Genomic DNA, 25663 nt, shown 5'->3' with positions numbered 1-25663 from the left:
GAGCACCAGGCTCGGGACGATCGGGAAGGGGGATGGCATGACGATGCGCACGCGCGGCGAACGCCGCTACGAGCTCGTGGTCATGGCCGTCGCCGTCCTCGCCGTCGTGTTCCGCAGCATCCAGTGGCACACCGGGCCGCCTGACCTCAACGTCGTCGCGATCATCGCCCTGCTGCTGGTGCCGGTGGCAGTCCGCACACAGATCACGATCTCGCGGGGCCAGACCGAGCTGACGCTCGGCGCTGCCGCCGCCGTCCTGTTCGCCGCAGATGTCGAGCGACAGGCCTCCATCCTGCCGATCTGGGCCGTGCTCGTGGCGGCGTCGTACCTCGTGTTCCACCGCGACGAGACGGCCGGACAGTTCCGCGCGGCGATCCAGGTGCTGGGCGGAGCGGTCCTGCTGCGCGTCGCCGAGATCACCGACGTCGGCTACCCGCCGTTCGATCGCGTCTTCGCGGGACTGGCTGCCTACTTCCTGGTGATCTCCGCGCTCGAGATCGTGCGCAGCATCTTCGCCGCGCCGACGCACGACGGCCACACGCTGCGCCTGCGCTGGACGTGGACGTTCATCGTCGGTCTCGCGGTCTTCTACATCGGGTGCGTCTTCGCCGCCCTGCGACGGGTCGAGGCAGGCATACCGCTGCCAGTCATGCCGAGCTTCGTGGTGGCGATGCTGGGCCTGACGGCGGTCGTCGTCGGCCTGACGATGCGCAACGTCGAGCTCAACCGCAGCGTCACGGCGCTCTCGGGTGCTGCGGTCGCGATGCCCTGGCGTCGCGAGCAGATCGACGAGTCCCTCAGCACCTGGGGAGCCCAGGGCCTGCGGGTCGAGAAGGTCGTCGTGAGCGACGATCCCGGGTCGGGGTGGGACCTGAGCGTGCCGCTGACCGACGGTCGCTACGTCGTCGCCGAGCGGACGTCCGGCGACCTGCCGTTCACCCAGGTCGAGCGGCACGTGCTCGAGGCGCTCGCCAACATGGCTGACACGGCCAGGCGGGAGGCCGCGCAGATCGAGGGTCTGCAAGACCGTGCCAACACCGACGGGCTCACGGGCCTGTCGACCTACACCTACTTCCGCGAGATCCTGGCCGAGGTCAGCCGGTCCCGCCGGCCGGGGGAGTCGATCGCGATCGTCTTCATCGACCTCGACGGCTTCAAGGAGATCAACGACCGCTACGGACACATCGCGGGGGATGCCGCTATCCAGGAGCTGGCCCAGCGGCTGATCGCCCACACCGGCGGCGCCCGGTCGGTCACGCGCTACGGCGGCGACGAGTTCGCGGTGCTCGTCCGTGACGTCCGCGACTACGCCGAGCTCACGGTCGAGTGTGACCGGTTGACCCGGCTCATCGCGGAGCCGGTGCTGGTCGGTCGCAGCACCCTGCGCCTGCGAGCGAGCATCGGCTCTGCCCTCTCCTCGAGCGCCGACGACAACCTCGAGGCCCTGGTCCGGGCCGCGGACCAGCAGATGTACCAGCGCAAGCGGGCCGTCCACGCCGGTGACTCCGAGGTGACGTCCCGCATCGACGAGGCCGTCCGGCACGCGATCACGTCAGGCAGCCTCTGGACCGCGTACCAGCCGATCATCAACCTGCAGATCGACGAGGTGCGGGGGCTCGAGGCGCTGGTGCGCTGCACGGATCCGCAGATGGGGTCGATCCCGCCACCGGTCATCGTGGAGTCCGCGATCCGGCTCAACCTGCTCGACGACATGACGCTGCTCGTGCTGGACCAGGCGGTCGCGTCGATGCTCGCCTGCCGCGAGCACGTGCCGGAGCTTGCCGTGTTCTCGATCAACCTCGAGCTGGAGCAGATGCTCGTGTGGTCACCGCTGATGCAGCGTCTGGCCGACTGCAGGGCCGTGCACGGGCTGACGGTCGTCGTCGAGATCTCCGAGGGCTCGATCGGGGAGTGGTCCGACGCCAACGCCGAGGTCGCTCGCCGGCTGCAGGACGCGGGTGCGCAGATCGCGATCGACGACTTCGGATCGGGATTCGCGGGCCTCGGCTCGCTCTACCTGCCGCGAGTCGACATCGTGAAGCTCGACCGCAGCCTGCTGACCGACCTCGCCGATCCCCGCCAGACCCTCGTCGTGACGCGGGCGACGTCGTTGCTCAACGAGCTCGGCTTCTGGGTCGTGGCCGAGGGCATCACCCGGCCCGACGAGGTGCCGGTGCTGCGTGATGCGGGAGCGACGCACGTTCAGGGCTACCTCTACGGCATGGCGGAGGATCTCGCGACGACGCTGCAACGGTTCCGCCAGCACGGGCTGAAGCCCTTGGTCGACACCAGCACGGTCTGACGGGCGCCGCTACCGGTCGATGAACGGCCGCGACGAGGTGGCTGACGTCACGAGACGCCGAGGAGCAGCTAGATCCAGCGGGAGAGCCACATTCGCTGGCGCCACGAGTCGTACGGAATGAGGTCGTCGGTCAGGATCGGGTGGAAGTACCAGAACGTCACGACCGCCGCGAGCACGTAGAAGCCGATCGTCAGGCCGATGGCATAGGTCTGCCGCGGTGACGTGCGGGTCGCGATCAGGGCGTTCGCCACGAGCGACAGCGCGATGATCGTGAACGGGATGATCGTCACGGCGTAGAACGAGAAGATCGGCCGGTCGTCGTTGAGGAACCAGGGCAGCCAGCAGACCGCGACCCCGATGACGGGCACGCCCCACGTCCAGCGGCGGGTCACGACCCACGCGACGACGGCCCCGAGCAGAGCCACGAGGCCCGACCACCAGATGATCGGGTTGCCGAGGATGAGGATCTCGCGGATGCACGTCGTGCCGGCCGCCTGGCCGCACTGGGTCGTCGCCGGCAGCTCGAACTGGGCGTCCGCGCCGACGGGGCGCCACTGCAGGAGCCAGCCCACGGGGTTGGACTGGTAGGGGTGGGTCGCGCTGTTGAGGTCCTGGGTGTGGAAGTTGAACGTCATGACGTGGAAGTGCCACAGCGACCTGAGGGCGTCGCGGGTGCCGCCCAGGAAGCCGGTCGATGGGTTGTCGACGTAGGCGCCCCATGGCCGGGAGTAGTCGCCGTAGCCCCGGCCGAACCGCGCCTCGTACGCCTCGTGGTGCACCAGGAACCCCGTCCACGAGACGAGGTAGACGATCGCCGCGACGACGACGATCGAGGCGAACGCCGGCACGCCGACCCGCAGGGTCGTGAGCGCCCAGCCGTGGTGCATCGCGGTGCGCGGGTTGCGCATGCGGGCGAGGACCTCCCACACCACGATGACGACGCCGAAGGCTGCGAGGACGTAGATGCCGCTCCACTTGGTGGCACAGGCCATGCCGAGGCTCAGGCCCGCGAGCAGCTGCCACGGCCGGAACGCGTGATAGCGGTCGAGCCGGGCGCGGATCCAGTCGCGGTCGGCAACGAGGCAGGCGACGCCGCAGACGATCCAGAACGCCAGGAAGATGTCGAGCAGCGACAGCCTCGACATCACGAAGTGGGTGCCGTCGACGGTCAATAGCAAGCCGGCGAGGCATCCGACCAGGGTCGACCCGGTCATGCGGCGGACGAGGCGGGCCAGCACCAGGACGGTCAGGGCGCCGACGACGACGCCAGAGATGCGCCAGCCGAACGAGTCGAAGCCGAAGAGCTGCTCACCGAGGGCGATGAGCCACTTGCCGCCGTCGGGGTGGACGATCCACGACGGCTCGTCGGTGAAGATGCCCGACAGGTCGCCCCGGAGGATCTGCCCGTTGGCCTTCTCGGTGTAGTCGAGGACGTAGCCGTGCTGCAGGAGCGACCAGGCGTCCTTGGCGTAGTAGGTCTCGTCGAAGACGAACTTGCGGGGGTAGCCGACGTTCCAGACCCGCAGCACGAACGCCAGCAGGGCCACGGCGATCGGGCCGGTCCAGCCCCACACACGGTCGGACCACCTGAGTGGAGACAGGTTGGCCGCAAACGTCACGCGCCCAGCCTAGGTCCTCCCCCCGAGCGGTGGATTCTCCACCGTCCCCCGGGGCGCGGTGCGGGGAGGTGGATTCGCAACCGCACACGCTCGTCCCGCGGCCGGAAGGTGGATCCGCAACCCGATGCGGCGCCTTGAGGTTGGATATTCACCTGCCGGGCGGGGGAGAGGTTGTGGATCCACCTCCTCGGCGGGATCCACAGGGCGAGCCGGGCGATCTGATGTCCACAGCGCGCCACGGACCTGATGACCGGGACATCGGTATCGGCGGATGCTCCGACCATGTCACGACCGCCCAGACCTGTTCCCGCCCATCTGGCGTCTCGCGCGTTCAGCCGCGCGGAGGCTCTCGCTGCCGGCATCACGCCGCGCATGCTGCAGCACCCACGGTTCGTGGAGGTTCACCCCAGCGTCTACCAGCTCGCCGAGGTCGAGCTGGACGACATCGGGAGGATCGACGCCGCGCGCCGAGCGCTCCCGGACGACGCGCGCGTCAGTCACGGCACGCGACTTCGCTTGCTCGGGGTCGAGCGGGGTCCGCTGGAGCCGATGCGCTTCACCGTCGCTCGAGACCTGCATCTCGACATCCCGGGCATCATGCTCCACCGCTCGCGGGTCCTTCCTCCGCACGACGAGATGGCCGTGAGCGTCGAGGCGGCGATGATCGGATTCGCATCGGTCGCTCGTCCGATCGACGTGATCGTCGTCGGTGACTGGCTGCTGCGCCGCAGGCACCTGGATCTAGTCTCGCTGCTCGCCCTGGCCGATCAGCAGTCGTGGCGACCGGGTGCGGCCGAGATCGTCGAGATCGCCCCGTTGCTCGATGCTCGTTCCAGGTCGATCCCTGAGTCCGAGACACGGGTCTTCCTACGCGTTGCCGGGCTTCCGGCGCCTCAGGTCAACCACGACGTGTTCGACGACGGTGGGTCGTTCCTCGGCTGTGGTGACCTCGTCTTCCTGCTGTGGCGGTTGATGGTCGAGTACGAGGGAGGGCAACATTTTGCGGACCCAGTCCAGATCACGAGCGACGTCGACCGCTACGCCGGACTGCGAGCCCATGACTGGGCCTACGTCCAGGTCACCAAGCGCCACCTGGCGCAGCCGAAGTCGATGGTCCGGCGGGTGCACCAGGCCTTGGTCGCCCGAGGGTACGACGGCCCCGCCCCCCAGTTCGGTGCGGCGTGGGACGCGCTGTTCACGGTGCCACCGGCACGCAGGCGCCCGAAGGTGAACTCTCAACGTCATACGGCCGCGTGACTCGTGGGCGGGTGGATCCTCAACCGCTCACACCGTGTTGACGTTGCCGATCCACCTGAGTCCGGCCCATGAGGTTGCGGATCCACCTCCCGGGCCGTTGAGGTTGCGGATCCACCTCCCGGGCCGTTGAGGTTGCGGATCCACCTTCCGGGCCGTTGAGGTTGCGGATCCACCTCCCGGGCCGATGAGGTTGCGGATCCACCTCCCGGGGAGGGGCTGAGAGGATGGGGGCATGCTCATCCTTGCCGCGACCCCGATCGGCCAGGTCGCCGATGCCAGCGGCCGTCTCGGCGAGGCGCTCGCGTCGGCCGACGTCGTCGCGGCGGAGGACACCCGCCGGCTGAAGCGGCTCGCGTCCGACCTCGGCGTCGAGATCGGCGGACGGGTCGTGTCCTACTTCGAGGGCAACGAGGAGCGCCGCACCCCCGAGCTCGCGGCGATGCTGGTCGACGGCCTCACGGTGGTGCTCGTGACCGACGCCGGCATGCCGAGCGTGTCCGATCCCGGCTATCGCCTCGTGGTCGCCGCGATCGAGGCCGACGTCGCCGTCACCGCGATCCCCGGACCCTCCGCGGTGCTGACGGCGCTCGCGGTCTCGGGCCTGCCGGTCGACCGGTTCTGCTTCGAGGGCTTCCTGCCGCGCAAGGCCGGTGAGCGCACGCGGGCGCTCACCGAGCTGGCGGCCGAGCGCCGCACGATGGTGTTCTTCGAGTCGCCCCACCGCACCGAGACGTCGCTGCGGGCGATGGCCGAGGTGTGGGGCGACGACCGCCCGGCCGCGGTGTGTCGCGAGCTCACCAAGACGTACGAGGAGGTCGCCCGGGGCGGTCTCGGCGAGCTGGTCGACTGGGCGGCGGGGCAGGAGCAGGGCGTCCGCGGCGAGGTCACGATCGTCGTCGCCGGCATGGTGGCCGAGGCCAGGACGTACGCTCCCGAGGACCTCCGTGAGCTGGTCGCCGCGCGCCAGGGCGACGGTCTCAGCCGCAAGGACGCGATCGAGCAGGTCGCCGGTGAGACGGGCGTCCGCAAGAAGGACGTCTACGACGCCGCGCACTCGTAGGACGCCTCGGCGCGCCGACTAGGATCGTCGACGTGTCAGCCGAAACGTTCTTCGTCACCACGCCCATCTACTACGTCAACGACGCGCCCCACATCGGGCACGGCTACACGACGGTGATGGGCGACATCATCACGCGCTGGCACCGGCAGCGTGGTGAGGACGTCTGGTACCTCACCGGCACCGACGAGCACGGCCAGAAGGTGCTCCGCAAGGCCGAGGCCAACGGCGTCTCGCCGCAGGAGTGGGTCGACAAGCTCGTCGAGGACGAGTGGAAGCCGCTGCTCGAGACGATCGACGTCGCCAACGACGACTTCATCCGTACGACCGAGCAGCGCCACCTCGACGGGTCCAAGGCGTTCTGGCAGGACCTGCAGGACCGCGGCGCGGTCTACCAGGGCTCGTTCAGCGGCTGGTACAGCGTCGGCAGCGAGGAGTTCGTCGGCGACGACGACGTCGCCGACGGCGAGGGTGACGACGAGGGCTTCAAGGTCTCGACGCTCGACGGCAGCCGTGTCGAGCACATGACCGAGGAGAACTACTTCTTCCGCCTCAGCGACTACCAGCAGCAGCTGCTCGACTTCTACGAGGCCAACCCGACGTTCATCCAGCCGGAGTCGGCCCGCAACGAGGTCATCTCGTTCGTGTCGCGCGGTCTGCGCGACCTGTCGATCTCGCGGTCGACGTTCGACTGGGGCATCGGTGTCCCGTGGGACGACAAGCACGTCATGTACGTGTGGGTCGAGGCACTGCTCAACTACGTCACGGCGATCGGCTATGGGGCCGACCAGGAGCGGTTCGAGAAGATCTGGCCGGCCGACATCCACATCGTCGGCAAGGACATCGCGCGCTTCCACGCCGTCATCTGGCCGGCGATGCTGATGGCGGCGGGTCAGCCCGTCCCGCACCAGGTCTTCGCGCACGGCTGGCTGCTGGTCGGCGGGCAGAAGATGAGCAAGTCCAAGGCCAACGGCATCCGTCCCGACGAGATCGTCGACACCTTCGGCTCCGACGCCTACCGCTACTACTTCGCGCGCGCCCTGACGTTCGGCAGCGACGGCTCGATCTCGTGGGAGGACATCAGCGCCCGCTACCACGCCGAGCTCGCCAACGGCTTCGGCAACCTCGCGTCGCGCGTGGCCGCGATGATCGGCAAGTACTTCGACGGGACGCTGCCGGCCGCCGGTGACCTCACCGACGCCGAGCTCACCGTGATCGACACCGTCGCCGAGGCGGTCCGTGACGCCGACGCCGCGATCGAGGCCGTCGCCCCGCAGGACGCGCTGGCGGCGATCTGGCGGATCGTCGACGAGCTCAACGGCTACATCACCGACCAGGCGCCGTGGAAGGTCGCCAAGGACGAGTCCCAGGGCGGCGAAGGTGGCCGCCTCGCGACGATCCTGCACACCGCGGCCGAGGGCCTGCGCGTCCTCGCGGTGCTGCTCAACCCAGTCATGCCCAAGGCGTCCGCCGTGCTGTGGGACTCCCTGGGCGCCGAGCCCGCCCTCGGCGTGCTGGCCGACCAGCGCATCGACGCCGTCGCCGCCTGGGGCCAGCTGCCCGCCGGCACGGTCGTCACCAAGCCGGCCTCGCTGTTCCCGCGCATCGAGACCGCGGCCGAGTGACCCTGACGCGATGACGCTGACAGCAGGCTGGCCCGAGACGCCGGAGGCACTCCCGTCGCCGGTCGTCGACAACCACTGCCACCTCGACCACCGGGCGTACGCCAAGGGCGTCGAGGGCGGACTGCTGATCCCCGTCGACGAGGCGCTCGACCGCGCGGCGGCGGTCAACGTCACCCGCGTCGTGCAGGTCGGCTGCGACCTCGAGGGCTCGCGCTGGGCGGTCGAGACGGCGGCGGCGTACGACTCCGTCGTCGCTGCGGTGGCCCTGCACCCCAACGAGGCGCCCGGCCTGGCCGAGGCCGGCGAGCTCGATGCGGCCCTCGCCGAGATCGACCGGCTGGCCCAGGCGGGCGACCACGTGCGTGCGGTCGGGGAGACCGGCCTCGACTACTTCCGCACCGGCGAGGACGGCCGCGAGGCCCAGCACGCCTCGTTCCGCGAGCACATCAGGATCGCGAAGCGCCACGACAAGACCCTCGTGATCCACGACCGCGACGCGCACGACGACGTGCTGCGGGTGCTCGACGACGAGGGGGTGCCCGACCGGGTCGTCATGCACTGCTTCTCAGGCGACGCCGACTTCGCCCGCGAGTGCGTCGACCGCGGGGCATGGCTGTCGTTCGCGGGCACCGTCACCTTCAAGAACGCTGAGAACCTGCGCGAAGCGCTCCGCGTGACGCCGACCGACCGTATTCTGGTCGAGACCGATGCGCCGTTCCTCACACCGGTGCCGCATCGCGGGCAACCGAACGCCTCGTTCCTGATCCCGCTCACGGTGCGGTTCATGGCTGCAATGGCAGGCAATTCGGTCGATGATCTCTGTCGTGCGATCAACGAGAACACCGATCGTGCCTTCGGCGGGGCCTGGGAACAACGGATTTGACGGCAAGGAGCCCCTCGTTATGGTGGAAAGTCGGCCCAGTCATCGACTTCCGAGGAACTCAGTGCCCCCAGCTTCGAACCTGTCCCGCCGTACCACCGGAAAACGCGTCAAGCAGCGCCACCGCAAGTCCTTCCTGCTCATCGCGCTCAACCTCGCGATCGTGCTCGTCGTCGGTGGCGGCACGGCCGCCTACGCAGCCCTCAGCCAGACCGTGACCCTGACGGTCGACGGCAAGAGCGACACGATCCGCACCTTCGGCGGCACGGTCGGCGACCTGCTCGACGCCCACGGCGTCACGGTGCGTCCGGGCGACCGGCTCAGCAAGACGCAGGCCAGCACGCTGGCCGACGGCGACACGATCGACGTCGCCTACGCCAAGCCCGTGAAGCTGACGGTCGACGGCAGGGTCACCGAGCACACCGTCTACGACCGCACGGTGGCGCAGGCGCTCGAGACGCTCGACGTCCCCGCGACCGCAGACGCTTACGTCTCGGCGAAGCGCACGGCCAAGCTCCCGCGCACCGGGACGGCGCTGGTCGTGAGCAGCCCCAAGGCCCTGACGGTCGTCGCCGACGGCGACAAGAAGACCGTCACGACCGCGACCCCGACCGTCGCGGGCGTCCTGGAGGAGGCCGGCGTCGCGCTCGACAGCGACGACGAGGTCAAGCCTGCCGTCGACGCCTACGTCACCCCCGACGACAAGCTCAAGGTCGTGCGCATCAAGAAGGTCACGCGCACCGAGACCGTCAAGCTGAAGTTCAAGACCACGGTCCGCGAGGACCCCGACGCCCTGAAGGGCGAGACCACGGTCGTCACGGCCGGCAAGAACGGCAAGGCCCGCGAGAAGGTCGAGCTCGTCTATGCCGACGGCAAGCTGCGCAAGCGGGTCGTCATCTCCTCGGACCCCGTGAGCAAGCCGGTGAACGAGGTCGTCTCGAGGGGCACGTCGACGACGCCTCCCGACAGCGTGTGGGACAAGATCGCGCAGTGCGAGTCCGGCGGAAACTGGTCGATCAACACCGGCAACGGCTACTACGGCGGCCTGCAGTTCAGCGCCGCGACGTGGAGGAGCGTGGGCGGCCCGGGCCTCCCGCACGAGAGCAGCCGTGAGGTCCAGATCAAGTACGCCAAGATCCTGCAGGCCCGCTCCGGCTGGGGCCAGTGGGGATGCGCCGGGGCGAGATTCAACTGACGCCCTCATCCTCGACGCCGCCCCCGTCGGCAGCGCCGCCCCGCCTGCTCGGGGCCGCTGACGTCCGTCGCCTCGCCGAGTCCTGCGGGATCCGTCCCACCAAGCAGCGGGGGCAGAACTTCGTCCACGACGCCAACACGGTGCGCCGGATCGTCAAGGCCTCCGGCATCACGGCCGACGACGTCGTGGTCGAGATCGGCCCGGGGCTCGGATCGCTGACGCTGGGGCTGCTCGAGGTCGCCGCGCACGTCACGGCGGTCGAGATCGACGAGGTGCTGGCGGGCCAGCTGCCGCAGACCATCGCCGAGTACGCGCCCGACCAGGCGGCATCGTTCGAGCTGGTCGTCGCCGACGCCATGAAGGTGACGTCGCTGCCGGGGCCCGAGCCGACGGCGCTGGTGGCCAACCTGCCCTACAACGTGTCGGTGCCGGTGCTGCTGACGTTCTTCGAGCGGTTCGCCTCGATCCGCACCGGGCTCGTCATGGTGCAGGCCGAGGTCGCGCACCGGCTCGCGGCCGGACCCGGCTCCAAGACGTACGGGGTGCCCAGCGTCAAGGCCGCCTGGTACGCCGAGATGAGGCTCTCCGGCTCGGTCGGGCGCAACGTCTTCTGGCCGATGCCCAACGTCGAGTCGTCCCTCGTGGCGTGGACGCGGCGCGAGCCGCCCGGCGACGAGGCCCTGCGGCTGCGGACGTTCGCCGTCGCCGACGCGGCGTTCGCCCAGCGCCGCAAGACGATGCGGGCAGCCCTCTCGGTGCTGGCCGGGTCGGGGGCGGCCGCCGAGGAGGCGCTCGTCGCCGCGGACATCTCGCCGCAGGCCCGGGGCGAGCAGCTCACGGTCGAGGACTTCGCCCGTCTCGCGGGGTTCCTGACGCCGGTCTGACCTCGGAGGGCCTCGGTCGCTCGTTCCTCGCTGTCAGCGGACCGCCGACGGCGCGTCAGGCGGGCTCGTGGTGCCGGGCGTGGATCGCGCCGAGCGCCGTCACGACGAGGGTGATGGCCCCGGCGAGCACGAGGCCCGCGGCGAGCTCCCACTTCAGCAGCGCAGCACCGGCAGCGGCGCCAGCCAGGATCAGCAGCACCGCCGCGACCCGGCGGGGGCTGTCGCCGGTGCCCTTGCCGGACCCGAGCACCGAGTCGGCGGCGAGCCCGGTGATGGTCGACGTGACGACGACCGTGGTGACGTCCTTGACCGCGATGAACCGCGCCGTCGCCGCCTGCACGCCCATCGCGCCGCCCAGCACGGTCGTGATCGCGATGCCGCCCGTGCGCGAGAGGTCGTCCTCGACCACGACCAGCACCACCGCGACGACGAGCATCACGAGCGCCACGAGCAGGAAGAGGATCGTCGTGCGCCGGGTCCACCCGGGTCCGGCGGCCTTGAGGACCCGACCACCGAGGGCGGCGCCGACCATGAACCCGACGAGCGCCAGCAGCGGACCGAGCACCGGCAGGTCGTCGGCGCCCACGATCGCCATGCCGAGGATCACGACGTTGCCGGTCATGTTGCCGGTGAAGACCCGGTCGAGACCGAGGTAGCCGACGGCGTCGATGACGCCGGTCGAGAACGTCAGGGCCAGCATCAGGGACAGGTGGAAGCCGTCCTTCGGGAAGACGGCGATGCGGCGGATCACCCCCCGATTGTGGTGCGGGTGTTGGTCGGCGGTGTCACCGGGGCGTAACGGGACGGCACTACTGTGGCCGCGTGATCCTCCAGACCGGCGAGGCCGTGCCCGCCGATGCCACCTATCTGCCGTCGACGGTCGACCACGTGCTGTGGGGGCGCCTGCCCTGCGCGGCGGACCGCCCGGTGCTCAGCATCGACGCCGGTCAGGAGGTCGTGATCGACACGATCAGCCACGAGGGGATCCTGGAGGACCAGGGCCGTGACCCGCGGGCCTTCTTCGAGGCAGCCGGGGCGCCCGGTGTGCTCGACGACGCGGTCGCCCTCGCGGCGTCCGACCACCCGCGCACGTGGGGAGTGGACGGGCCGCACGTCACGACCGGGCCGATCGAGGTGCGGGGCGCGCGCGTCGGCGACCTGCTGGCGATCCGGGTGCTCGAGGCGCTGCCGCGGGTGCCGTACGGCGTGATCTCCAACCGCCACGGCCGGGGCGCACTGCCGGGGGAGTACCCGCTCGAGGGCGAGGTCTTCAGCGTCTTCGCGACGGTCGACGACGAGGGACGGGGCCGGATGCCGCTGGGCCCTGGCACCGAGGCGTCCGTCGGCTTCGACCTCGCTCCGTTCCTCGGCATCATGGGCGTCGCGGTCGCGGGCGACGTCCGCCCGCACACGGTCCCGCCGGGGGCGCACGGCGGCAACATCGACATCAACCTGCTGACCGTCGGGTCGACCCTCTACCTCCCGGTGCAGGCCGACGGGGCGCTGGCGTACGTCGGAGACCCGCACTTCGCGCAGGGCGACGGCGAGGTTGCTCTGACGGCGATGGAGGCGTCGCTGCGGGTGCGGCTCGGCTTCGACGTCATCGCCCGGGAGGACGCCGTCGCGGCCTTCGGCGAGCTGGCCGGGCCGATGGCCGAGACGAGCGACTACCTCGTGCCGACCGGGATGGACGAAGACCTCGACGTCGCCGTGCAGAGCTGCGTCCGGGCGGCGATCGCGCTGCTGCAGGCCCGCTTCGGCATGGACCCCCGGCACGCGTACGCCTATCTGTCGGCGGCGACCGACTTCGACATCTCGCAGGTCGTCGACCTGGTCAAGGGCGTCCACGCCCGGATCCGCAAGTCCGACTTCGAAGTGACGAGCGTCGGATGATCGACGAGCGCATCTGGCGGGTCGTCGGCGACCCGCTCGTCCGTCCCACGGGATCGGGCGAGCTGGCGGGCGAGACGGTCGCGGTCAAGGACCTCTATGCCGTCGCCGGTCAGCGGATCGGCGGGGGCAACCCGGCCTGGCTCGACCACGCCGTCCGCGAGCTCGCGCACGCGTGGGCGGTCGAGCGGCTGCTCGCCGACGGTGCCGCGGTGCACGGGATCGCCCAGACCGACGAGTTCGCCTACAGCCTCGCGGGCACCAACGCCCACCACGGCACCCCGCCCAACCCGCGAGCCCCGCACCGCATCTCCGGCGGCTCGAGCTCGGGCTCCGCCTCGGCGGTGTCGATGGGGGAGGCGTCGATCGGGCTCGGCACCGACACCGGCGGGTCGATCCGCGTGCCGGCGTCCTACCAGGGGCTCTGGGGCATCCGGACGACGCACGGGGCGGTGCCGGTCGACGGGCTCCTGCCGCTCGCGCCGTCGTTCGACACGATCGGGTGGCTCACCCGTGGCCCGGAGCTCCTGGCCGAGGTCGGACGGTCGCTGCTGCCGCCGGCTGACGTGACGACGGGCGAGGTCGTCGTCGTCGACGGTCTCCTGGGGCTGGCCGCCCCCGACGTCGCCGCCACGATCGGCCCGCTGGCCGCAGGTCGGCCGCGGATCAGCTGGCCCATGACCGAGCTGCCGGCGATGCTCGCGACGATGCAGACCCTGCAGGCGTACGAGGCCTGGCAGTCGCACGGGGCCTGGCTGGCGACCCGGCTCGACACGCTCGGCGCGGACGTCCGCCAGCGCTTCGAGCGGGCCTCGACGATCACCGCGCAGCAGGCCGACGCCGCTCGCGTCGAGGTCGAGCGCCACCGCTCGGGGATGCGACGCCACCTCGGTGAACGGGTGCTGCTGCTGCCGTCGGCGTCATCCGTGGCGCCGCCGGTCGGCAAGCCACGGGTGCTCGACGCCGTGCGCCAGGCCACGATGCAGCTGACGTGCATCGCCGGCATCGGAGGGCTCCCCGCGGTCAGCGTGCCGCTCACGACTGAGGACGGTCTGCCGGCCGGAGCGTGCCTGGTGGGACCCGCAGGCTCCGACCACGCGCTCATCGCCCTCGCCGCGTCCCTGGCCTGACCCGCGGGGGCGAGGGGGCTGAAACAGATTTAACGTCGGTGAAACGCCCGTGCCGCGCCAGACGTCATCTGCGCTCGTACGTTTCGTGACGTGGACCTTGCAACGTTCAACTCGATGGCGCCGGACGAGGCGGCCGAGCTGCTGCGCCCGTGCGCCGACGTCCAGACCTGGATCGACGACCTCGTCGGCGGACGTCCGTACGACGACCGCGACTCCCTGCTGACCTTCGCCGAGGCGGCGGCCGCGACGTGGGACGACGCCGAGATCGATGCCGCCCTCGCGCACCACCCGCGCATCGGCGAGCGCGCCGCGGGCGAGGGCGCCGAGGCCGCGATGTCCTCGGCAGAGCAGTCCGGCATCAGCGGCGACGAGCAGGCCATCGCCGACGGCAACCGGGTCTACGAGGAGACGTTCGGGCGCATCTTTCTGATCCGTGCGGCCGGCCGCACCGCGGGCGAGGTCCTCGAGCAGCTCACCGCCCGCCTCGACAACGATCCCGCCGCCGAGTCCGCCGTGGTGGCGGGCCAGCTGCGGGAGATCGCGCTCCTGCGACTCGAAGGGATCCTCACCCCATGACGACCTTGTCCACCCATGTCCTCGACGCCGCGCTCGGCCGCCCGGCGTCCGGCCTCGATGTCACGCTGACGGGCCCCGGCGGCACCTTCATCGCTGCGGCCACGACCGACGCCGACGGCCGCATCGCCTGGGCCGCCGACGTCGACCCGGCGACGTACGTCCTGACCTTCGCGACGGGCGAGTGGTTCGCCGCCGCCGAGCGCGACACGTTCTTCCCGTCCGTGACGCTGACGTTCGCGCCCGGTAGCGGCCACACCCACGTTGCGCTGCTGCTCAGCCCGTTCGCCTACACGACCTATCAGGGCTCCTGATGGCGGCGGGCGACATCGTGCTCGGTGACATCGTGCTGGGCGACAACCAGTACGGCAAGGCCGAGTGCCGCCTGGTCAAGGTGACGAGGGACGCGGACGTCCACCACATCGAGGACCTCAACGTCACGTCGCAGCTGCGGGGCGACTTCGAGGCCTGCCACACCGACGGCGACAACTCCCGGGTCGTGGCGACCGACACCCAGAAGAACACCGTCTACGCCTTCGCGAAGGAGCACGGCATCGGCTCGCCGGAGCAGTTCCTGATCACGCTCGGGCGTCACTTCGTCGACGACTTCGCATGGGTCAGCGGCGGACGCTGGGAGGCGGAGCAGTACTCCTGGGAACGGATCGTCGTCGACGGGCAGCCGCACGACCACTCCTTCGCCCGCACCGGTCGTGAGACCCGCACGGCGGTCGTCCAGGTCGACGGCGACACGACCCACGTCGTCGCCGGCCTCACCGACTGCACGGTGCTGAAGTCGACGGGCTCGGAGTTCCACGGCTTCCCGCGCGACCGCTACACGACCCTGCAGGAGACCGACGACCGCATCCTGGCGACCTCGGTCACCGCGTGGTGGAGGTACGGCGGGCTCGCCGACGCGGGAGCGGCCGGCGGGCAGGTCGACTTCAATTCCACGTACGCCGCCGTCCGTGACCTGATGCTCTCGACGTTCGCCACGTTCCACTCCCTGGCGCTGCAGCAGACCCTGTTCGCGATGGGCCGGGCCGTGCTCGAGGCACATCCCGAGATCGCGGAGATCAAGTTCTCGATGCCCAACAAGCACCACTTCCTGGTCGACCTCGCCCCCTTCGGCCTCGACAACCCGAACGAGGTGTTCTTCGCCGCCGACCGCCCCTACGGCCTGATCCAGTCCACGGTGCAGCGCGAGGGAGCCCAGCCGGCTCCCGCGGCATGGGCCACGATCCCGGGATTCTGCTGATGCAGGTCGACGCGATCCAGGCGCGGCAGGTGCTGGTCGACGGCGCGTTCGTGCCGGCGACGGTCACCGTCGAGCACGGCACGATCACCGCGATCGGCCCCTACGACGAGGCGCCGGAGGGGATGATCCTGCGACCGGCCGACTCGGCGTACGTCGTGCCGGGCATCGTCGACACCCACGTGCACATCAACGAGCCGGGTCGCACGACGTGGGAGGGCTTCTTCTCGGCGACGGAGGCCGCGGCGCTCGGCGGCGCGACGACCCTGATCGACATGCCGCTCAACAGCATCCCGCCGACGACGACCGTCGAGCACCTCGCGCTCAAGCAGCAGGCCGCCACTGACCAGCTGATGGTCGACGTCGGCTTCTGGGGCGGTGCCGTCCCCGGCAACGCCGGTGACCTGGAGCCTCTGTGGGACGCCGGAGTGTTCGGCTTCAAGTGCTTCCTGGCCGACTCCGGGGTCGAGGAGTTCCCGCCGCTCGACCCGGCCGAGTTCATGACGGCGCTCACCGAGATCGCGCGGTTCGGCGGCCTCATGATCGTCCACGCCGAGGACGCCCGGGTGCTGGCCGAGGCGCCGTCGGCGCCCAGCCGGTCCTACCGGGACTTCGTGCTGTCGCGGCCCGACGAGGCCGAGACGGCAGCGATCCGTCAGGTCGTCGACGGGTGCCGCGAGACCGGCGCCCGGGTGCACGTCCTGCACCTGTCGAGCGCCCGCGCGCTCGACCTCATCGCCGACGCCCGCGCGGAGGGGCTGCCCGTGACGGTCGAGACGTGCCCGCACTACCTGAGCTTCAGCGCCGAGACGATTCCCGACGCCGCGCCCCAGTTCAAGTGCTGCCCGCCGATCCGCGACAGCGGCAACCGTGAGGCGCTCTGGCAGGCGCTGCGCGAGGGCATCATCGACTGCATCGTCAGCGACCACTCGCCGGCCACGGCGGAGGAGAAGAACCGGGGCGACGGCGACCTGCAGCAGGCCTGGGGCGGCGTCTCGGGGCTGCAGGTCGGCTTCAGCGTCCTCGCCCAGGAGGCCCGCCGCCGCGCGATCCCGCTGGCCGACCTCAGTCGGTGGATGTCGCGCAACACCGCCGATCTCGTCGGTCTGGACCGCAAGGGGCGCATCGCCGTCGGCGCCGACGCCGACTTCGCCGTCTACGACACCAACGCCGAGCTCCGCATCGAGGCGACCCGGCTCGCGCACCGCAACCCCATCTCGGCCTACGACGGCATCCGCTACGGCGGCCGGGTGACCCGTTCGGTGGTGCGCGGCAACGCGATCGACGTCGAGCGGGTCGACCACACCTTCGGCCAGCAGCTGGCCCGACCGGCGGGAGCACTCGCATGACCCACTCGTCCCACGGCTTCGACCAGATCAACCCGCCGAGCCGGCTCCTGATGGGCCCCGGCCCGATCAACGCCGATCCCCGGGTGCTCAGGGCGATGTCGGCGGCCCTGGTCGGCCAGTACGACCCCGCCATGACGGCCTGCATGAACGAGACGATGGCGCTCTACCGTGAGGTGTTCCGCACCGACAACGAGCAGACCTTCCTGGTCGACGGGACGTCGCGGGCCGGCATCGAGGCGGCCCTGATGAGCCTGGTCGAGCCGGGAGACCGGGTGCTGGTGCCGGTGTTCGGACGCTTTGGGCACCTGCTCTGCGAGATCGCGGAGCGGTGCGGTGCCGAGGTGCACACGATCGAGGCCCAGTGGGGGCAGGTCTTCACGCCCGAGCAGGTCGAGGCCGCGATCCTCGCCGTCCGCCCCCAGGTGCTCGCGGTCGTGCAGGGCGACACCTCCACGACGATGTGCCAGCCGCTGGCCGACCTCGGCGAGATCTGCCGCCGGCACGACGTCCTGCTCTACTGCGACGCGACGGCGTCGCTGGGCGGCAACGACTTCGAGCTCGACGCCTGGGGGCTCGACGTCGTCACGGCCGGGCTGCAGAAGTGCCTGGCCGGCCCGTCGGGCAGCGCCCCGATCAGCATCTCGCCGCGGGCTGTCGCCGTCATCGACGGCCGCAAGCACATCGAGGCTGGGATCCGGACGGACGACGACGAGGAGCGCGGAGCCCGCATCGCGTCCAACTACTTCGACCTCGCGATGATCATGGACTACTGGGGCGAGAAGCGGCTCAACCACCACACCGAGGCGACGACGATGCTCTACGGCGCGCGCGAGTGCGCCCGGCTGCTGGTGCAGGAGGGCCTGCCGTCAGCGGTCGAGCGGCACCGGCTGCACGGGGCGGCGATGCTCGCGGGCGTGCAGGGCCTCGGCCTCGAGGTCTTCGGCGACGTGACCCACAAGATGAACAACGTCGTCGCGGTCGTCATCCCCGACGGCGTGGACGGCGACGGCGCCCGGGCAGCGATGCTCGACGACTTCGGCATCGAGATCGGCACGTCGTTCGGACCGTTGCACGGCAAGGTCTGGCGCATCGGGACGATGGGCTACAACGCCCGCAAGGACGCCGTGCTGGTGACGCTCGCCGCGCTGGAGCAGGTGCTGCGCGCCGGGGGAGCACCCGTGACCGCCGGTGGCGGCGTCGGCGCCGCGCAGGAGGTGTACGCATGACGAAGGGCACCCACCGCGTGCGGGGGAGCGCGATCGAGGTGCTCGACCGCTGCGCCGAGCTCGACCGCTACTCGGCCCACGCGTCGTACCTCGAGCGGGTCTACCTGTCACCGCAGCACGCCGCCGCCAACGCCGCGACCGCCGACTGGATGGCCGCGGCCGGCATGAGCACGTGGCAGGACGCCGCGGGCAACCAGTACGGACGCCGTGAGGGCCGCGAGGTCGGGCTGCCCGCGCTGCTGCTCGGGTCACACCTCGACACGGTGCCGGACGCCGGCTCGTACGACGGCATGCTGGGCGTGGTCATGGCGATCGCCGTCGTCGAGCGCCTCGGCGACCGCATCGACGACTTCCCGTTCGCGGTCGAGGTCGTGGGCTTCAGCGACGAGGAGGGCACCCGGTTCGGCAAGGCCCTGCTGGGCAGCTGCGCCGCGGCCGGCAGCTGGGACGAGGACTGGTGGGAGCTGCGGGACAAGACCGGGCTCACGCTGCACAAGGCGTTCCACGACTTCGGCCTCGACCCTCGACGGGTGGGGGACGCCGCGCGGCGGCCAGAGGAGCTCATCGGCTATCTCGAGGCACACATCGAGCAGGGCCCCTACCTCGAGGCGGCCGACGCATCGCTCGGCTACGTCACGACGATCGCCGGCGCACGACGTTTCAAGCTCAGCATCATCGGCGAGGCCCGGCACGCCGGCGGCACCCCTTACCCGCGTCGTCGCGACGCGCTGGTGGGTGCCGCCGAGGCCATCAGCACGATCGAGCGTCTCGCCAAGGCCTCGGACTGCATCGCCACGGTCGGTCGCATCGAGGTCATGCCCGGGGCCGTCAACGTCATCCCCGGCCGCGCCGACCTCAGCCTCGACCTGCGGGCCGAGAGCGACCAGGCCAGGGACGCGATGTGGTCGGCGATGAGCGCCGACATCGAGATGCTGTGCGAGGCCCGCGGGCTCGAGCTGAGGGTCGTCGAGACCCACCGGGCGCCGTCGATGCCGTGCGCCGGCTGGCTCACCGACGCGGTCGTCGACGGCATCCGCTCGACCGGCGACGGGGAGCCGATGGGGCTGTGGAGCCGTGCCGGCCACGACGGCATGGCTGTCGGCGCCGTCACCGACATCGCGATGCTGTTCGTCCGCTGCTTCGACGGCATCAGCCACCACCCCGACGAGGGGGTGCGCGAGCAGGACGTCGCGCTGGGGCTCGACGCGCTCGAGCGGGCCGTCCTGACGATCGCGGAGGGCCGGCCATGACCGACCAGCAGAGCGGCGCCGCCCCGACCACCGACCTGCGCATCGACGAGCGCATCGCCGAGCGCTACGCCGGGCTGTCGCCCCAGGAGCGCCGCGCGGCAGACGTCCTGCTGGCCCACCTCGACGACCTCGCGATCTATCGCGCCGCCGAGCTGGCCGACCTCGCCGGCGTCTCGAAGGCGACCATGAGCCGGCTGTTCCGGCACCTGGGCTTCGACGACTTCGGCGAGGTGCGCGAGCACCTGCGCGGCATGCGCAGCCAGGGGGTGCCGGTCACGATCGAGGGGGCGCCCAGCCTCGTGGCACACCTGGAGCACGAGATCGCCAACCTGCAGTCGGCGATGGCGCGGCTCGACGAGGCTCGGCTCGACACGGCGGCGAGCCTGGTCGCGGGCGCGCGCCGGGTCGTGGTGCTGGGCCTGCGCAACAGCTATCCGGTCGCGCTGCACCTGCGTCAGCAGCTGAGCCAGGCCCGTCCGGGTGTCGGGCTGGCGCCGCAGCCGGGCCAGGCGTTGTCGGAGGAGCTGCTGGGCCTCGACCCGGGCGACGCCGCCGTCGTGGTCGGCTTCCGCCGCCGGCCCGACAACCTCGAGCAGCTGCTGGGCATCCTGCACGACGCCGAGGTCCCGGTCGTGCTGCTCGCCGACCCGACCGCCCGTGCGCTCGCGTCGCGGGCCACAGTGTGGCTGGAGTGCCCCTTGACGACGGCGTCGGCGTTCGACAGCTACGCCGCCGCGATGAGCGTCGTGACGGTGCTCGCCGACCGGGTGCTCGACCGCGTCGGACGACCCGGCGAGGGGCGCGTCACGGCGATCGACGCGTCGTACCGCGCGCTGCGCGAGATCGAGGACGCGTAGGCGGATGGACGTGACCCCATGGACCTGAACACCGTCACGACGCTGCGGACCGCTCGGACGCGCGACGACCTGCGGCTCGAGCCCGGCGAGACCGTGCTGGCGGGCGGCACGTGGCTGTTCTCCGAGCCGCAGCTCGAGGTGTCGGGGCTCGTCGACCTGACCACGATGGGCTGGGAGCCGTGGACGATCCACGACGGCGGGCTCAGCATCGCCGCCACGTGCACGATCGCCCAGCTGCTCGAGCCTCCGGCGCCGCCGGACTGGGCCGCGGCGCACCTGTTCCGCGAGTGCGCCGAGGCCTTCTTGATGTCGTTCAAGATCTGGAACACCGCCACGGTCGGCGGCAACCTCTGCCTGGCCCTGCCAGCGGGGGCGATGATCTCGCTGGCCACCGCGCTCGACGCCGTCGCGGTGATCTGGACGCCGGACGGTGGGGAGCGCCGTGAGCCCGTGGCGACGTTCGTGCACGGCGTGCAGTCGACCTCGCTGCAGCCGGGCGAGGTCCTGCGGTCGATCGAGCTCTCCACAGCGGCGCTGCGGGCACGGGCCGCGTTTCGCAAGACGGCGTTGACACCGCTCGGACGATCGTCGTCGGTGGTGACGGGGCGGCTCGACCTCGACGGGCGCCTGACCCTGGGCGTCACGGCGGCGACGCCGCGACCGCACGTCTTCCACTTCGGCCACCCACCGACGGACGACGAGGTGCAGCGGGCGATCGCGACGGTCGACGCCTGGTACGACGACGCGCACGGCGCACCCGACTGGCGTGCCGCGGTGACGCTCGGCCTCGCCTACGAGGTGTGCGAGGAGCTGAGGTCATGACGATCAGCGTCAACGGGCAGGCGCACGACGCCGAGCCCCGTCCGGGCCAGTGCCTGCGGACCTACCTGCGCGAGCAGGGGAGCGTCGAGGTCAAGAAGGGCTGCGACGCCGGTGACTGCGGCGCCTGCACGGTGCTGGTCGACGAGATGCCGACGCACTCGTGCATCTTCCCGGCGGCGCGGGCGGTCGGCCGCGACGTCACGACGGTCGCCGGACTCGGGTCGCCCGACCACCTGCACCCCGTCCAGCGGCAGTTCGTCGAGGCGGCCGGCTTCCAGTGCGGCTTCTGCACCGCCGGCATGGTCGTCACCGCGTCGACCCTCGCGGGCGTCGGCAGCGACGACCTGCCGCGGGTCATGAAGGGCAATCTCTGCCGGTGCACCGGCTACCGCTCGATCCGCGACGCGATCGCGGGGCGCGTGAACACCGCGTCGCCGTCGGCCGGCGAGGCGTACGGCAGCTCGGTCGCCGCCCCCGCGGGGGCACGGGTCGTGACGGGGCGGGAGCATTACGCCCTCGACGGCTTCGGCGCGCTCGACGAGCCGGTGACCGGGCTGCTCCACCTCAAGGTCCTCGGCAGCCCGCACGCACACGCCCGGGTCGCCGCGATCGACGTGAGCCGCGCTGCGGCGCTCGAGGGCGTGCACCTGGTGCTCACCCACCGCGACGTCCCCGACGTCCTGTTCTCGACCGGACGCCACGAGGACCGCCTCGACGACCCCGACGACACCCGCATCATCGATCCGGTGCTGCGCTTTCGCGGTCAGCGGGTCGCCGTCGTCGTCGCCGACACCGTCGCGATCGCGGAGGAGGCGTGCCGGCTGGTCGACGTGACGTACGAGGTGCTGCCGGCGGTGTTCGACGCCCACGAGGCCCGGGTGGCGGGCGCCCCGCTCCTGCACGGTGACAAGGACCCGCTGCACTCGCGGATCAGCGAGCCGGGTCGCAACGTCGTCGCCCAGATGCACGACGAGCACGGCGACGTGACCGCCGCGCTCGAGGCGGCCGACGCCGTCGTCTCGGGAACCTGGCAGACCGCACGGGTCACCCACGCGGCGCTCGAGACGCACGGCGCACGGGCGTGGATCGCCGGTGACGGCTCGCTGGTGGTTCGCACCAGCTCGCAGGTGCCGTTCCTCGTCCGCGCCGAGCTGGCCCGCCTGCTCGACCTGCCGGTCGAGCAGGTCCGTGTCGTCGTCGGACGCGTCGGCGGAGGCTTCGGGGGCAAGCAGGAGCTCATCGTCGAGGACCTCGTCGCCCTGGCGACGCTGCGCCTCGGACGCCCGGTCCAGCACGAGCTGACCCGCGAGGACCAGTTCACGATCGTCCCGTGCCGTCACCCGATGACGGTCTCGGTCACCCTGGGCGCCACGGCCGACGGCACCCTGACCGCGCTGCAGCTCGACGTCGTGACCGACACCGGGGCCTACGGCAACCACGGACCCGGGGTGATGTTCCACGGCTGCCACGAGTCGGTCGCGGTCTACCGGTGCGACAACAAGCGCGTCGACGCCGAGGCGGTCTACACCAACAACCTGCCGTCGGGCGCCTTCCGCGGCTACGGGCTGGGGCAGGTCATCTTCGCGATCGAGTCGGCGATGGACGAGCTCGCCCGGGCGCTGGCGATCGACCCGTTCGAGCTGCGCCGCCGCAACGTGATCGTGCCGGGCGACCCGATGATCGTCACGGCGGTCGAGGAGGGCGACCTGACCTACGGGTCGTACGGCCTCGACCAGTGCCTCGACCTCGTCGAGTCGGCTCTGGGCTCGGGACGCGGTGAGGTGGCGCCCGACGGGTGGGCGGTCGGCACGGGGTCCGCGCTCGCGATGATCGCGACGGTCCCGCCGCGCGGACACTTCTCGCACGTGACGGTCTCGGTCACGACCGATGGCACCTACAGCGTCGACGTCGGCACGGCCGAGTTCGGCAACGGCACGACGACGGTGCACGTGCAGCTCGTCGCGCAGGAGCTCGGGACGACGCCCGACCGGGTCCGCGTCCGGCAGTCGGACACCGCGACCTCCGGCTACGACACCGGGGCGTACGGGTCGACCGGGTCGGTCGTCGCCGGCAAGGCCGTGCACGTCGCGGCCGAGCGCCTGCGGAGCGACCTGCTCGCGCGGGCCGGACGTCGCGCAGGCGTGGCCGCCGGGCACTGCGTGCTCGGGCCCGACGGCGTCGAGGTCCCGGGCGGCCGGGTGCTGGCCTTCGGCGAGCTGTTCGAGGAGCAGATCTCCGCGACGGGGTCGCACGACGGCACGCCCCGGTCGATCGCGTTCAACGTCCACGGCTTCCGCGTGGCCGTGGAGCCCTCGACGGGCGAGGTCCGCATCCTGCAGTCCGTGCAGGCGGTCGACGCCGGTGTCGTCATCAACCCCGAGCAGCTGCGCGGGCAGGTCGAGGGCGGCACGGCGCAGGGCATCGGCTCGGCGTTGTACGAGGAGATGACCCTGCGCGACGGCGAGGTGCTGACGCGGACGTTCCGTGACTACCGGGTGCCGCAGATGGCCGACGTCCCGACCACCGAGGTGCTGTTCGCCGACACCGTCGACGCCCTCGGTCCGCGCGGCGCCAAGTCGATGAGCGAGGCGCCCTACAACCCCGTCGCTCCTGCCCTCGCCAACGCGATCCGCGACGCGGTGGGCGTCCGACCGCACGAGCTGCCCATGAGCCGTGACCGCCTCTGGCGCATGCTCAACCCCTGACCCCGATCCACGCTGACCGACTCAACGACGACACCGCACGACAAGGACGCACAGATGACGAGCTTGACGGATGCACAGTGGCTGGGCCGGGCGATCGACCTGGCGGTGGACAACGTCGCGGAGGGAGGCGGTCCGTTCGGCGCCGTGATCGTGCGCGACGACCGGCTGGTCTCCACGGGACAGAACCGCGTGACCCGTGACCTCGACCCCACGGCCCACGCCGAGGTCGAGGCCATCCGCAGCGCCTGCCGCGCGATCGGCGACTTCTCGCTGGCCGGGATGACGCTCTACACCTCGTGCGAGCCGTGCCCGCTGTGCGTCTCGGCGTCGTTGTGGGCCCGGCTCGACCGGGTCGTCTACGCCGCCGACCGCGAGGACGCCGCCCGCGGCGGCTTCGACGACCGGGAGTTCTACGAGCTGTTCGCCCGCGAGCGGTCCACCTGGCCGACCCGGATCGAGGAGGCCCGACCGGAGCATGCGAGCGCCCCGTTCGACGCGTGGCTGGCCGACACGGCCCGCACCGCCTACTGACGACGGGACCAAGGTCCGGCGCCCTGGCGATTCTTTAACGCCGGCGTAATCCGTGGGGGCGAACCGTGAAATCCGACGCTCCTAACGTGAGCGACACGTAACGGGGGTTTCGTCGATCGTGACGCCGGCCGAGGCCAGCGCGCAGATACAGAACTGGAGCGCACATGACCATCCCAACTCGCAGAGGATCGGCCCGTCGGGGCATCCGCATCGCTGCGATCGCGGCCGCAGCCGGGCTCACGCTGGCCGCCTGTGGCTCGTCCGACTCCGAGGGCAGCAGCGGCGGAGGATCCGGCGAGGCCGGCGACTTCGGCGACCTGACGGTCCAGCTGTCGTGGATCAAGAACGCCGAGTTCGCCGGTGAGTTCTTCGCCGACTCCAAGGGCTACTACAAGGACGCCGGCTTCTCCGGCAAGGTCAACCTGCTGACCGGTCCGGTGGCACAGGAGGAGATCGTCGCCACCGGCAAGGCCGACTTCGGCCTCAGCAACGCCGTGTCGACCGGTGCAGCCATCGCCAACTCCGACTTCCCGCTCAAGATCGTCGGCACGACCTACCAGAAGAACCCGTTCTCGATCCTGTCGTTGTCCGACAAGGGCAACATCAAGACCCCGCAGGACCTGATCGGCAAGAAGATCGGCGTCCAGGACCCGAACCTCAGCCTGTTCAAGGCGCTCCTGTCCGCCAACGGCATCGACGAGAAGGATGTCGAGATCGTCCCCAACGGCTTCGACGTCGCGCCGCTGGAGGACAAGCAGATCGACGGCCTCGTCGCCTACATCACGAACGAGTCGCTGCTCGTCAAGGGCCACGGCTTCGACACGGTCGACCTGCCGTTCGCCGACAACGGGCTGCCGTTCGTCGCGGAGAGCGTCATGACGACCGACGAGATCCTCAAGAACGAGCCCGAGAAGGTCAAGGCGTTCCTCGAGGCCGAGATCAAGGGCTGGAAGGACGCCTGCTCCGACCTCGAGGGCGGCGCCAAGCTCGCCGTCGAGACCTACGGCAAGGACATCGACCCGCCGCTGGAGCTGGACAAGGAGGTCGCCCAGGCCAAGGCCCAGTGCGAGGACCTGGTCGTCAGCGACGAGACCAAGGCCAACGGCCTGTTCACGATCAGCGACGCGATGATCGCCGACAACATCAAGTCCCTCAAGACCGCCGGCATCGACATCGCCGCCGAGGACCTGTTCGACATGGGACCGCTGACCGAGCTGCTGAAGGAGAAGCCCGAGCTCGCTGAGTGACGGCCACCCATC

At 71.0% G+C, this 25663-nt stretch carries 22 protein-coding genes; 20 read left to right on the top strand and 2 right to left on the bottom strand.

Features of this window, described 5'->3' with window-relative positions:
• Positions 1-37 precede the first annotated feature (37 nt).
• Entirely contained in the window at positions 38-2302 is a 2265-nt protein-coding gene (locus tag HQK15_RS00350) for an EAL domain-containing protein (RefSeq protein ID WP_173489468.1), read from the top strand.
• Positions 2303-2370: 68 nt separating this feature from the next.
• On the opposite strand, the gene HQK15_RS00345 is transcribed toward HQK15_RS00350, so the two are convergent.
• The gene (locus HQK15_RS00345) at positions 2371-3921 is read right to left on the bottom strand and encodes a dolichyl-phosphate-mannose--protein mannosyltransferase (RefSeq protein WP_173489467.1); all 1551 of its coding nucleotides are present in this window, start codon (positions 3919-3921) and stop codon (positions 2371-2373) included.
• 282 nt (positions 3922-4203) lie between these two features.
• Here HQK15_RS00345 and HQK15_RS00340 point away from each other — a divergent pair, with 282 nt between their 5' ends.
• The 6 genes from HQK15_RS00340 to rsmA all read left to right on the top strand — a co-directional run bounded on the left by HQK15_RS00340 (position 4204) and on the right by rsmA (position 10819).
• Positions 4204-5178, top strand: coding sequence for a hypothetical protein (locus HQK15_RS00340; RefSeq protein ID WP_173489466.1), 975 nt, complete (start codon positions 4204-4206; stop codon positions 5176-5178).
• A gap of 232 nt (positions 5179-5410) precedes the next feature.
• On the top strand, positions 5411-6238 hold the full coding sequence (gene rsmI, locus HQK15_RS00335) for a 16S rRNA (cytidine(1402)-2'-O)-methyltransferase (RefSeq protein WP_173489465.1): 828 nt from the start codon (positions 5411-5413) through the stop codon (positions 6236-6238).
• Positions 6239-6270: 32 nt separating this feature from the next.
• Positions 6271-7860 (top strand): methionine--tRNA ligase, encoded by a 1590-nt coding sequence (metG, locus tag HQK15_RS00330; protein ID WP_173489464.1) that lies wholly within the window; start codon positions 6271-6273, stop codon positions 7858-7860.
• Between the two features lie 10 nt (positions 7861-7870).
• On the top strand, positions 7871-8743 hold the full coding sequence (locus HQK15_RS00325) for a TatD family hydrolase (protein ID WP_173489463.1): 873 nt from the start codon (positions 7871-7873) through the stop codon (positions 8741-8743).
• A 61-nt stretch (positions 8744-8804) separates the two neighbouring features.
• Positions 8805-9935, top strand: a complete 1131-nt coding sequence (locus HQK15_RS00320; protein ID WP_173489462.1) for a resuscitation-promoting factor — start codon at positions 8805-8807, stop codon at positions 9933-9935.
• On the top strand, positions 9911-10819 hold the full coding sequence (gene rsmA / locus HQK15_RS00315; RefSeq protein ID WP_173489461.1) for a 16S rRNA (adenine(1518)-N(6)/adenine(1519)-N(6))-dimethyltransferase RsmA: 909 nt from the start codon (positions 9911-9913) through the stop codon (positions 10817-10819). The genes HQK15_RS00320 and rsmA overlap by 25 nt, the downstream gene beginning before the upstream one ends.
• A gap of 55 nt (positions 10820-10874) precedes the next feature.
• Here the strand turns inward: rsmA and HQK15_RS00310 are convergent, their stop codons facing one another.
• Entirely contained in the window at positions 10875-11570 is a 696-nt protein-coding gene (locus tag HQK15_RS00310) for a DUF1275 family protein (RefSeq protein WP_367649004.1), read from the bottom strand.
• Between the two features lie 71 nt (positions 11571-11641).
• Here HQK15_RS00310 and HQK15_RS00305 point away from each other — a divergent pair, with 71 nt between their 5' ends.
• The 13 genes from HQK15_RS00305 to HQK15_RS00245 all read left to right on the top strand — a co-directional run bounded on the left by HQK15_RS00305 (position 11642) and on the right by HQK15_RS00245 (position 25651).
• Positions 11642-12712: an acetamidase/formamidase family protein gene (locus tag HQK15_RS00305; RefSeq protein WP_173489460.1), complete on the top strand. Its 1071-nt coding sequence runs from the start codon at positions 11642-11644 to the stop codon at positions 12710-12712.
• Positions 12709-13839, top strand: a complete 1131-nt coding sequence (locus tag HQK15_RS00300; protein WP_173489459.1) for an amidase family protein — start codon at positions 12709-12711, stop codon at positions 13837-13839. The genes HQK15_RS00305 and HQK15_RS00300 overlap by 4 nt, the downstream gene beginning before the upstream one ends.
• A 90-nt stretch (positions 13840-13929) precedes the next feature.
• Positions 13930-14415 (top strand): 2-oxo-4-hydroxy-4-carboxy-5-ureidoimidazoline decarboxylase, encoded by a 486-nt coding sequence (gene uraD, locus HQK15_RS00295; protein WP_173489458.1) that lies wholly within the window; start codon positions 13930-13932, stop codon positions 14413-14415.
• Positions 14412-14726, top strand: a complete 315-nt coding sequence (uraH, locus tag HQK15_RS00290; protein WP_173489457.1) for a hydroxyisourate hydrolase — start codon at positions 14412-14414, stop codon at positions 14724-14726. The genes uraD and uraH overlap by 4 nt, the downstream gene beginning before the upstream one ends.
• Positions 14726-15667: a factor-independent urate hydroxylase gene (gene pucL, locus HQK15_RS00285; RefSeq protein ID WP_173489456.1), complete on the top strand. Its 942-nt coding sequence runs from the start codon at positions 14726-14728 to the stop codon at positions 15665-15667. The genes uraH and pucL overlap by 1 nt, the downstream gene beginning before the upstream one ends.
• Positions 15667-17013 (top strand): allantoinase AllB, encoded by a 1347-nt coding sequence (allB, locus tag HQK15_RS00280; RefSeq protein ID WP_173489455.1) that lies wholly within the window; start codon positions 15667-15669, stop codon positions 17011-17013. Before pucL ends, allB begins: the two co-directional genes overlap by 1 nt.
• Positions 17010-18239, top strand: a complete 1230-nt coding sequence (locus HQK15_RS00275) for a pyridoxal-phosphate-dependent aminotransferase family protein (RefSeq protein WP_254450655.1) — start codon at positions 17010-17012, stop codon at positions 18237-18239. Before allB ends, HQK15_RS00275 begins: the two co-directional genes overlap by 4 nt.
• Positions 18236-19489: an allantoate amidohydrolase gene (locus tag HQK15_RS00270; RefSeq protein WP_173489454.1), complete on the top strand. Its 1254-nt coding sequence runs from the start codon at positions 18236-18238 to the stop codon at positions 19487-19489. Before HQK15_RS00275 ends, HQK15_RS00270 begins: the two co-directional genes overlap by 4 nt.
• Entirely contained in the window at positions 19486-20346 is an 861-nt protein-coding gene (locus HQK15_RS00265) for a MurR/RpiR family transcriptional regulator (protein ID WP_173489453.1), read from the top strand. The genes HQK15_RS00270 and HQK15_RS00265 overlap by 4 nt, the downstream gene beginning before the upstream one ends.
• Positions 20347-20364: 18 nt before the next feature.
• A complete protein-coding gene (locus HQK15_RS00260) occupies positions 20365-21168 on the top strand; it encodes an FAD binding domain-containing protein (protein WP_173489452.1) in 804 nt (267 codons plus the stop codon).
• Positions 21165-23873, top strand: a complete 2709-nt coding sequence (locus HQK15_RS00255; RefSeq protein ID WP_173489451.1) for a molybdopterin-dependent oxidoreductase — start codon at positions 21165-21167, stop codon at positions 23871-23873. The genes HQK15_RS00260 and HQK15_RS00255 overlap by 4 nt, the downstream gene beginning before the upstream one ends.
• 54 nt (positions 23874-23927) lie before the next feature.
• On the top strand, positions 23928-24404 hold the full coding sequence (locus tag HQK15_RS00250) for a nucleoside deaminase (RefSeq protein WP_173489450.1): 477 nt from the start codon (positions 23928-23930) through the stop codon (positions 24402-24404).
• 164 nt (positions 24405-24568) lie between these two features.
• The gene (locus HQK15_RS00245; RefSeq protein ID WP_173489449.1) at positions 24569-25651 is read left to right on the top strand and encodes an ABC transporter substrate-binding protein; all 1083 of its coding nucleotides are present in this window, start codon (positions 24569-24571) and stop codon (positions 25649-25651) included.
• Positions 25652-25663: the final 12 nt, after the last annotated feature.

The organism is Aeromicrobium stalagmiti, from assembly GCF_013283745.1.
Classification (GTDB): Bacteria; Actinomycetota; Actinomycetes; order Propionibacteriales; family Nocardioidaceae; genus Aeromicrobium; species Aeromicrobium stalagmiti.
Note: the sequence above shows the minus strand (reverse complement) of the source record. Positions and strands in the feature narration are given on the sequence as shown.

Bases quoted from the DNA above. Each gene is read 5' to 3' on its own strand.
- HQK15_RS00350 (WP_173489468.1), top strand. From the start codon at position 38: ATGACGATGCGCACGCGCGGCGAACGCCGCTACGAGCTCGTGGTCATG.
- HQK15_RS00340 (WP_173489466.1), top strand. From the start codon at position 4,204: ATGTCACGACCGCCCAGACCTGTTCCCGCCCATCTGGCGTCTCGCGCG.
- rsmI (WP_173489465.1), top strand. From the start codon at position 5,411: ATGCTCATCCTTGCCGCGACCCCGATCGGCCAGGTCGCCGATGCCAGC.
- HQK15_RS00325 (WP_173489463.1), top strand. From the start codon at position 7,871: ATGACGCTGACAGCAGGCTGGCCCGAGACGCCGGAGGCACTCCCGTCG.
- rsmA (WP_173489461.1), top strand. From the start codon at position 9,911: ATGCGCCGGGGCGAGATTCAACTGACGCCCTCATCCTCGACGCCGCCC.
- HQK15_RS00300 (WP_173489459.1), top strand. From the start codon at position 12,709: ATGATCGACGAGCGCATCTGGCGGGTCGTCGGCGACCCGCTCGTCCGT.
- uraH (WP_173489457.1), top strand. From the start codon at position 14,412: ATGACGACCTTGTCCACCCATGTCCTCGACGCCGCGCTCGGCCGCCCG.
- pucL (WP_173489456.1), top strand. From the start codon at position 14,726: ATGGCGGCGGGCGACATCGTGCTCGGTGACATCGTGCTGGGCGACAAC.
- allB (WP_173489455.1), top strand. From the start codon at position 15,667: ATGCAGGTCGACGCGATCCAGGCGCGGCAGGTGCTGGTCGACGGCGCG.
- HQK15_RS00275 (WP_254450655.1), top strand. From the start codon at position 17,010: ATGACCCACTCGTCCCACGGCTTCGACCAGATCAACCCGCCGAGCCGG.
- HQK15_RS00270 (WP_173489454.1), top strand. From the start codon at position 18,236: ATGACGAAGGGCACCCACCGCGTGCGGGGGAGCGCGATCGAGGTGCTC.
- HQK15_RS00265 (WP_173489453.1), top strand. From the start codon at position 19,486: ATGACCGACCAGCAGAGCGGCGCCGCCCCGACCACCGACCTGCGCATC.
- HQK15_RS00260 (WP_173489452.1), top strand. From the start codon at position 20,365: ATGGACCTGAACACCGTCACGACGCTGCGGACCGCTCGGACGCGCGAC.
- HQK15_RS00255 (WP_173489451.1), top strand. From the start codon at position 21,165: ATGACGATCAGCGTCAACGGGCAGGCGCACGACGCCGAGCCCCGTCCG.
- HQK15_RS00250 (WP_173489450.1), top strand. From the start codon at position 23,928: ATGACGAGCTTGACGGATGCACAGTGGCTGGGCCGGGCGATCGACCTG.
- HQK15_RS00245 (WP_173489449.1), top strand. From the start codon at position 24,569: ATGACCATCCCAACTCGCAGAGGATCGGCCCGTCGGGGCATCCGCATC.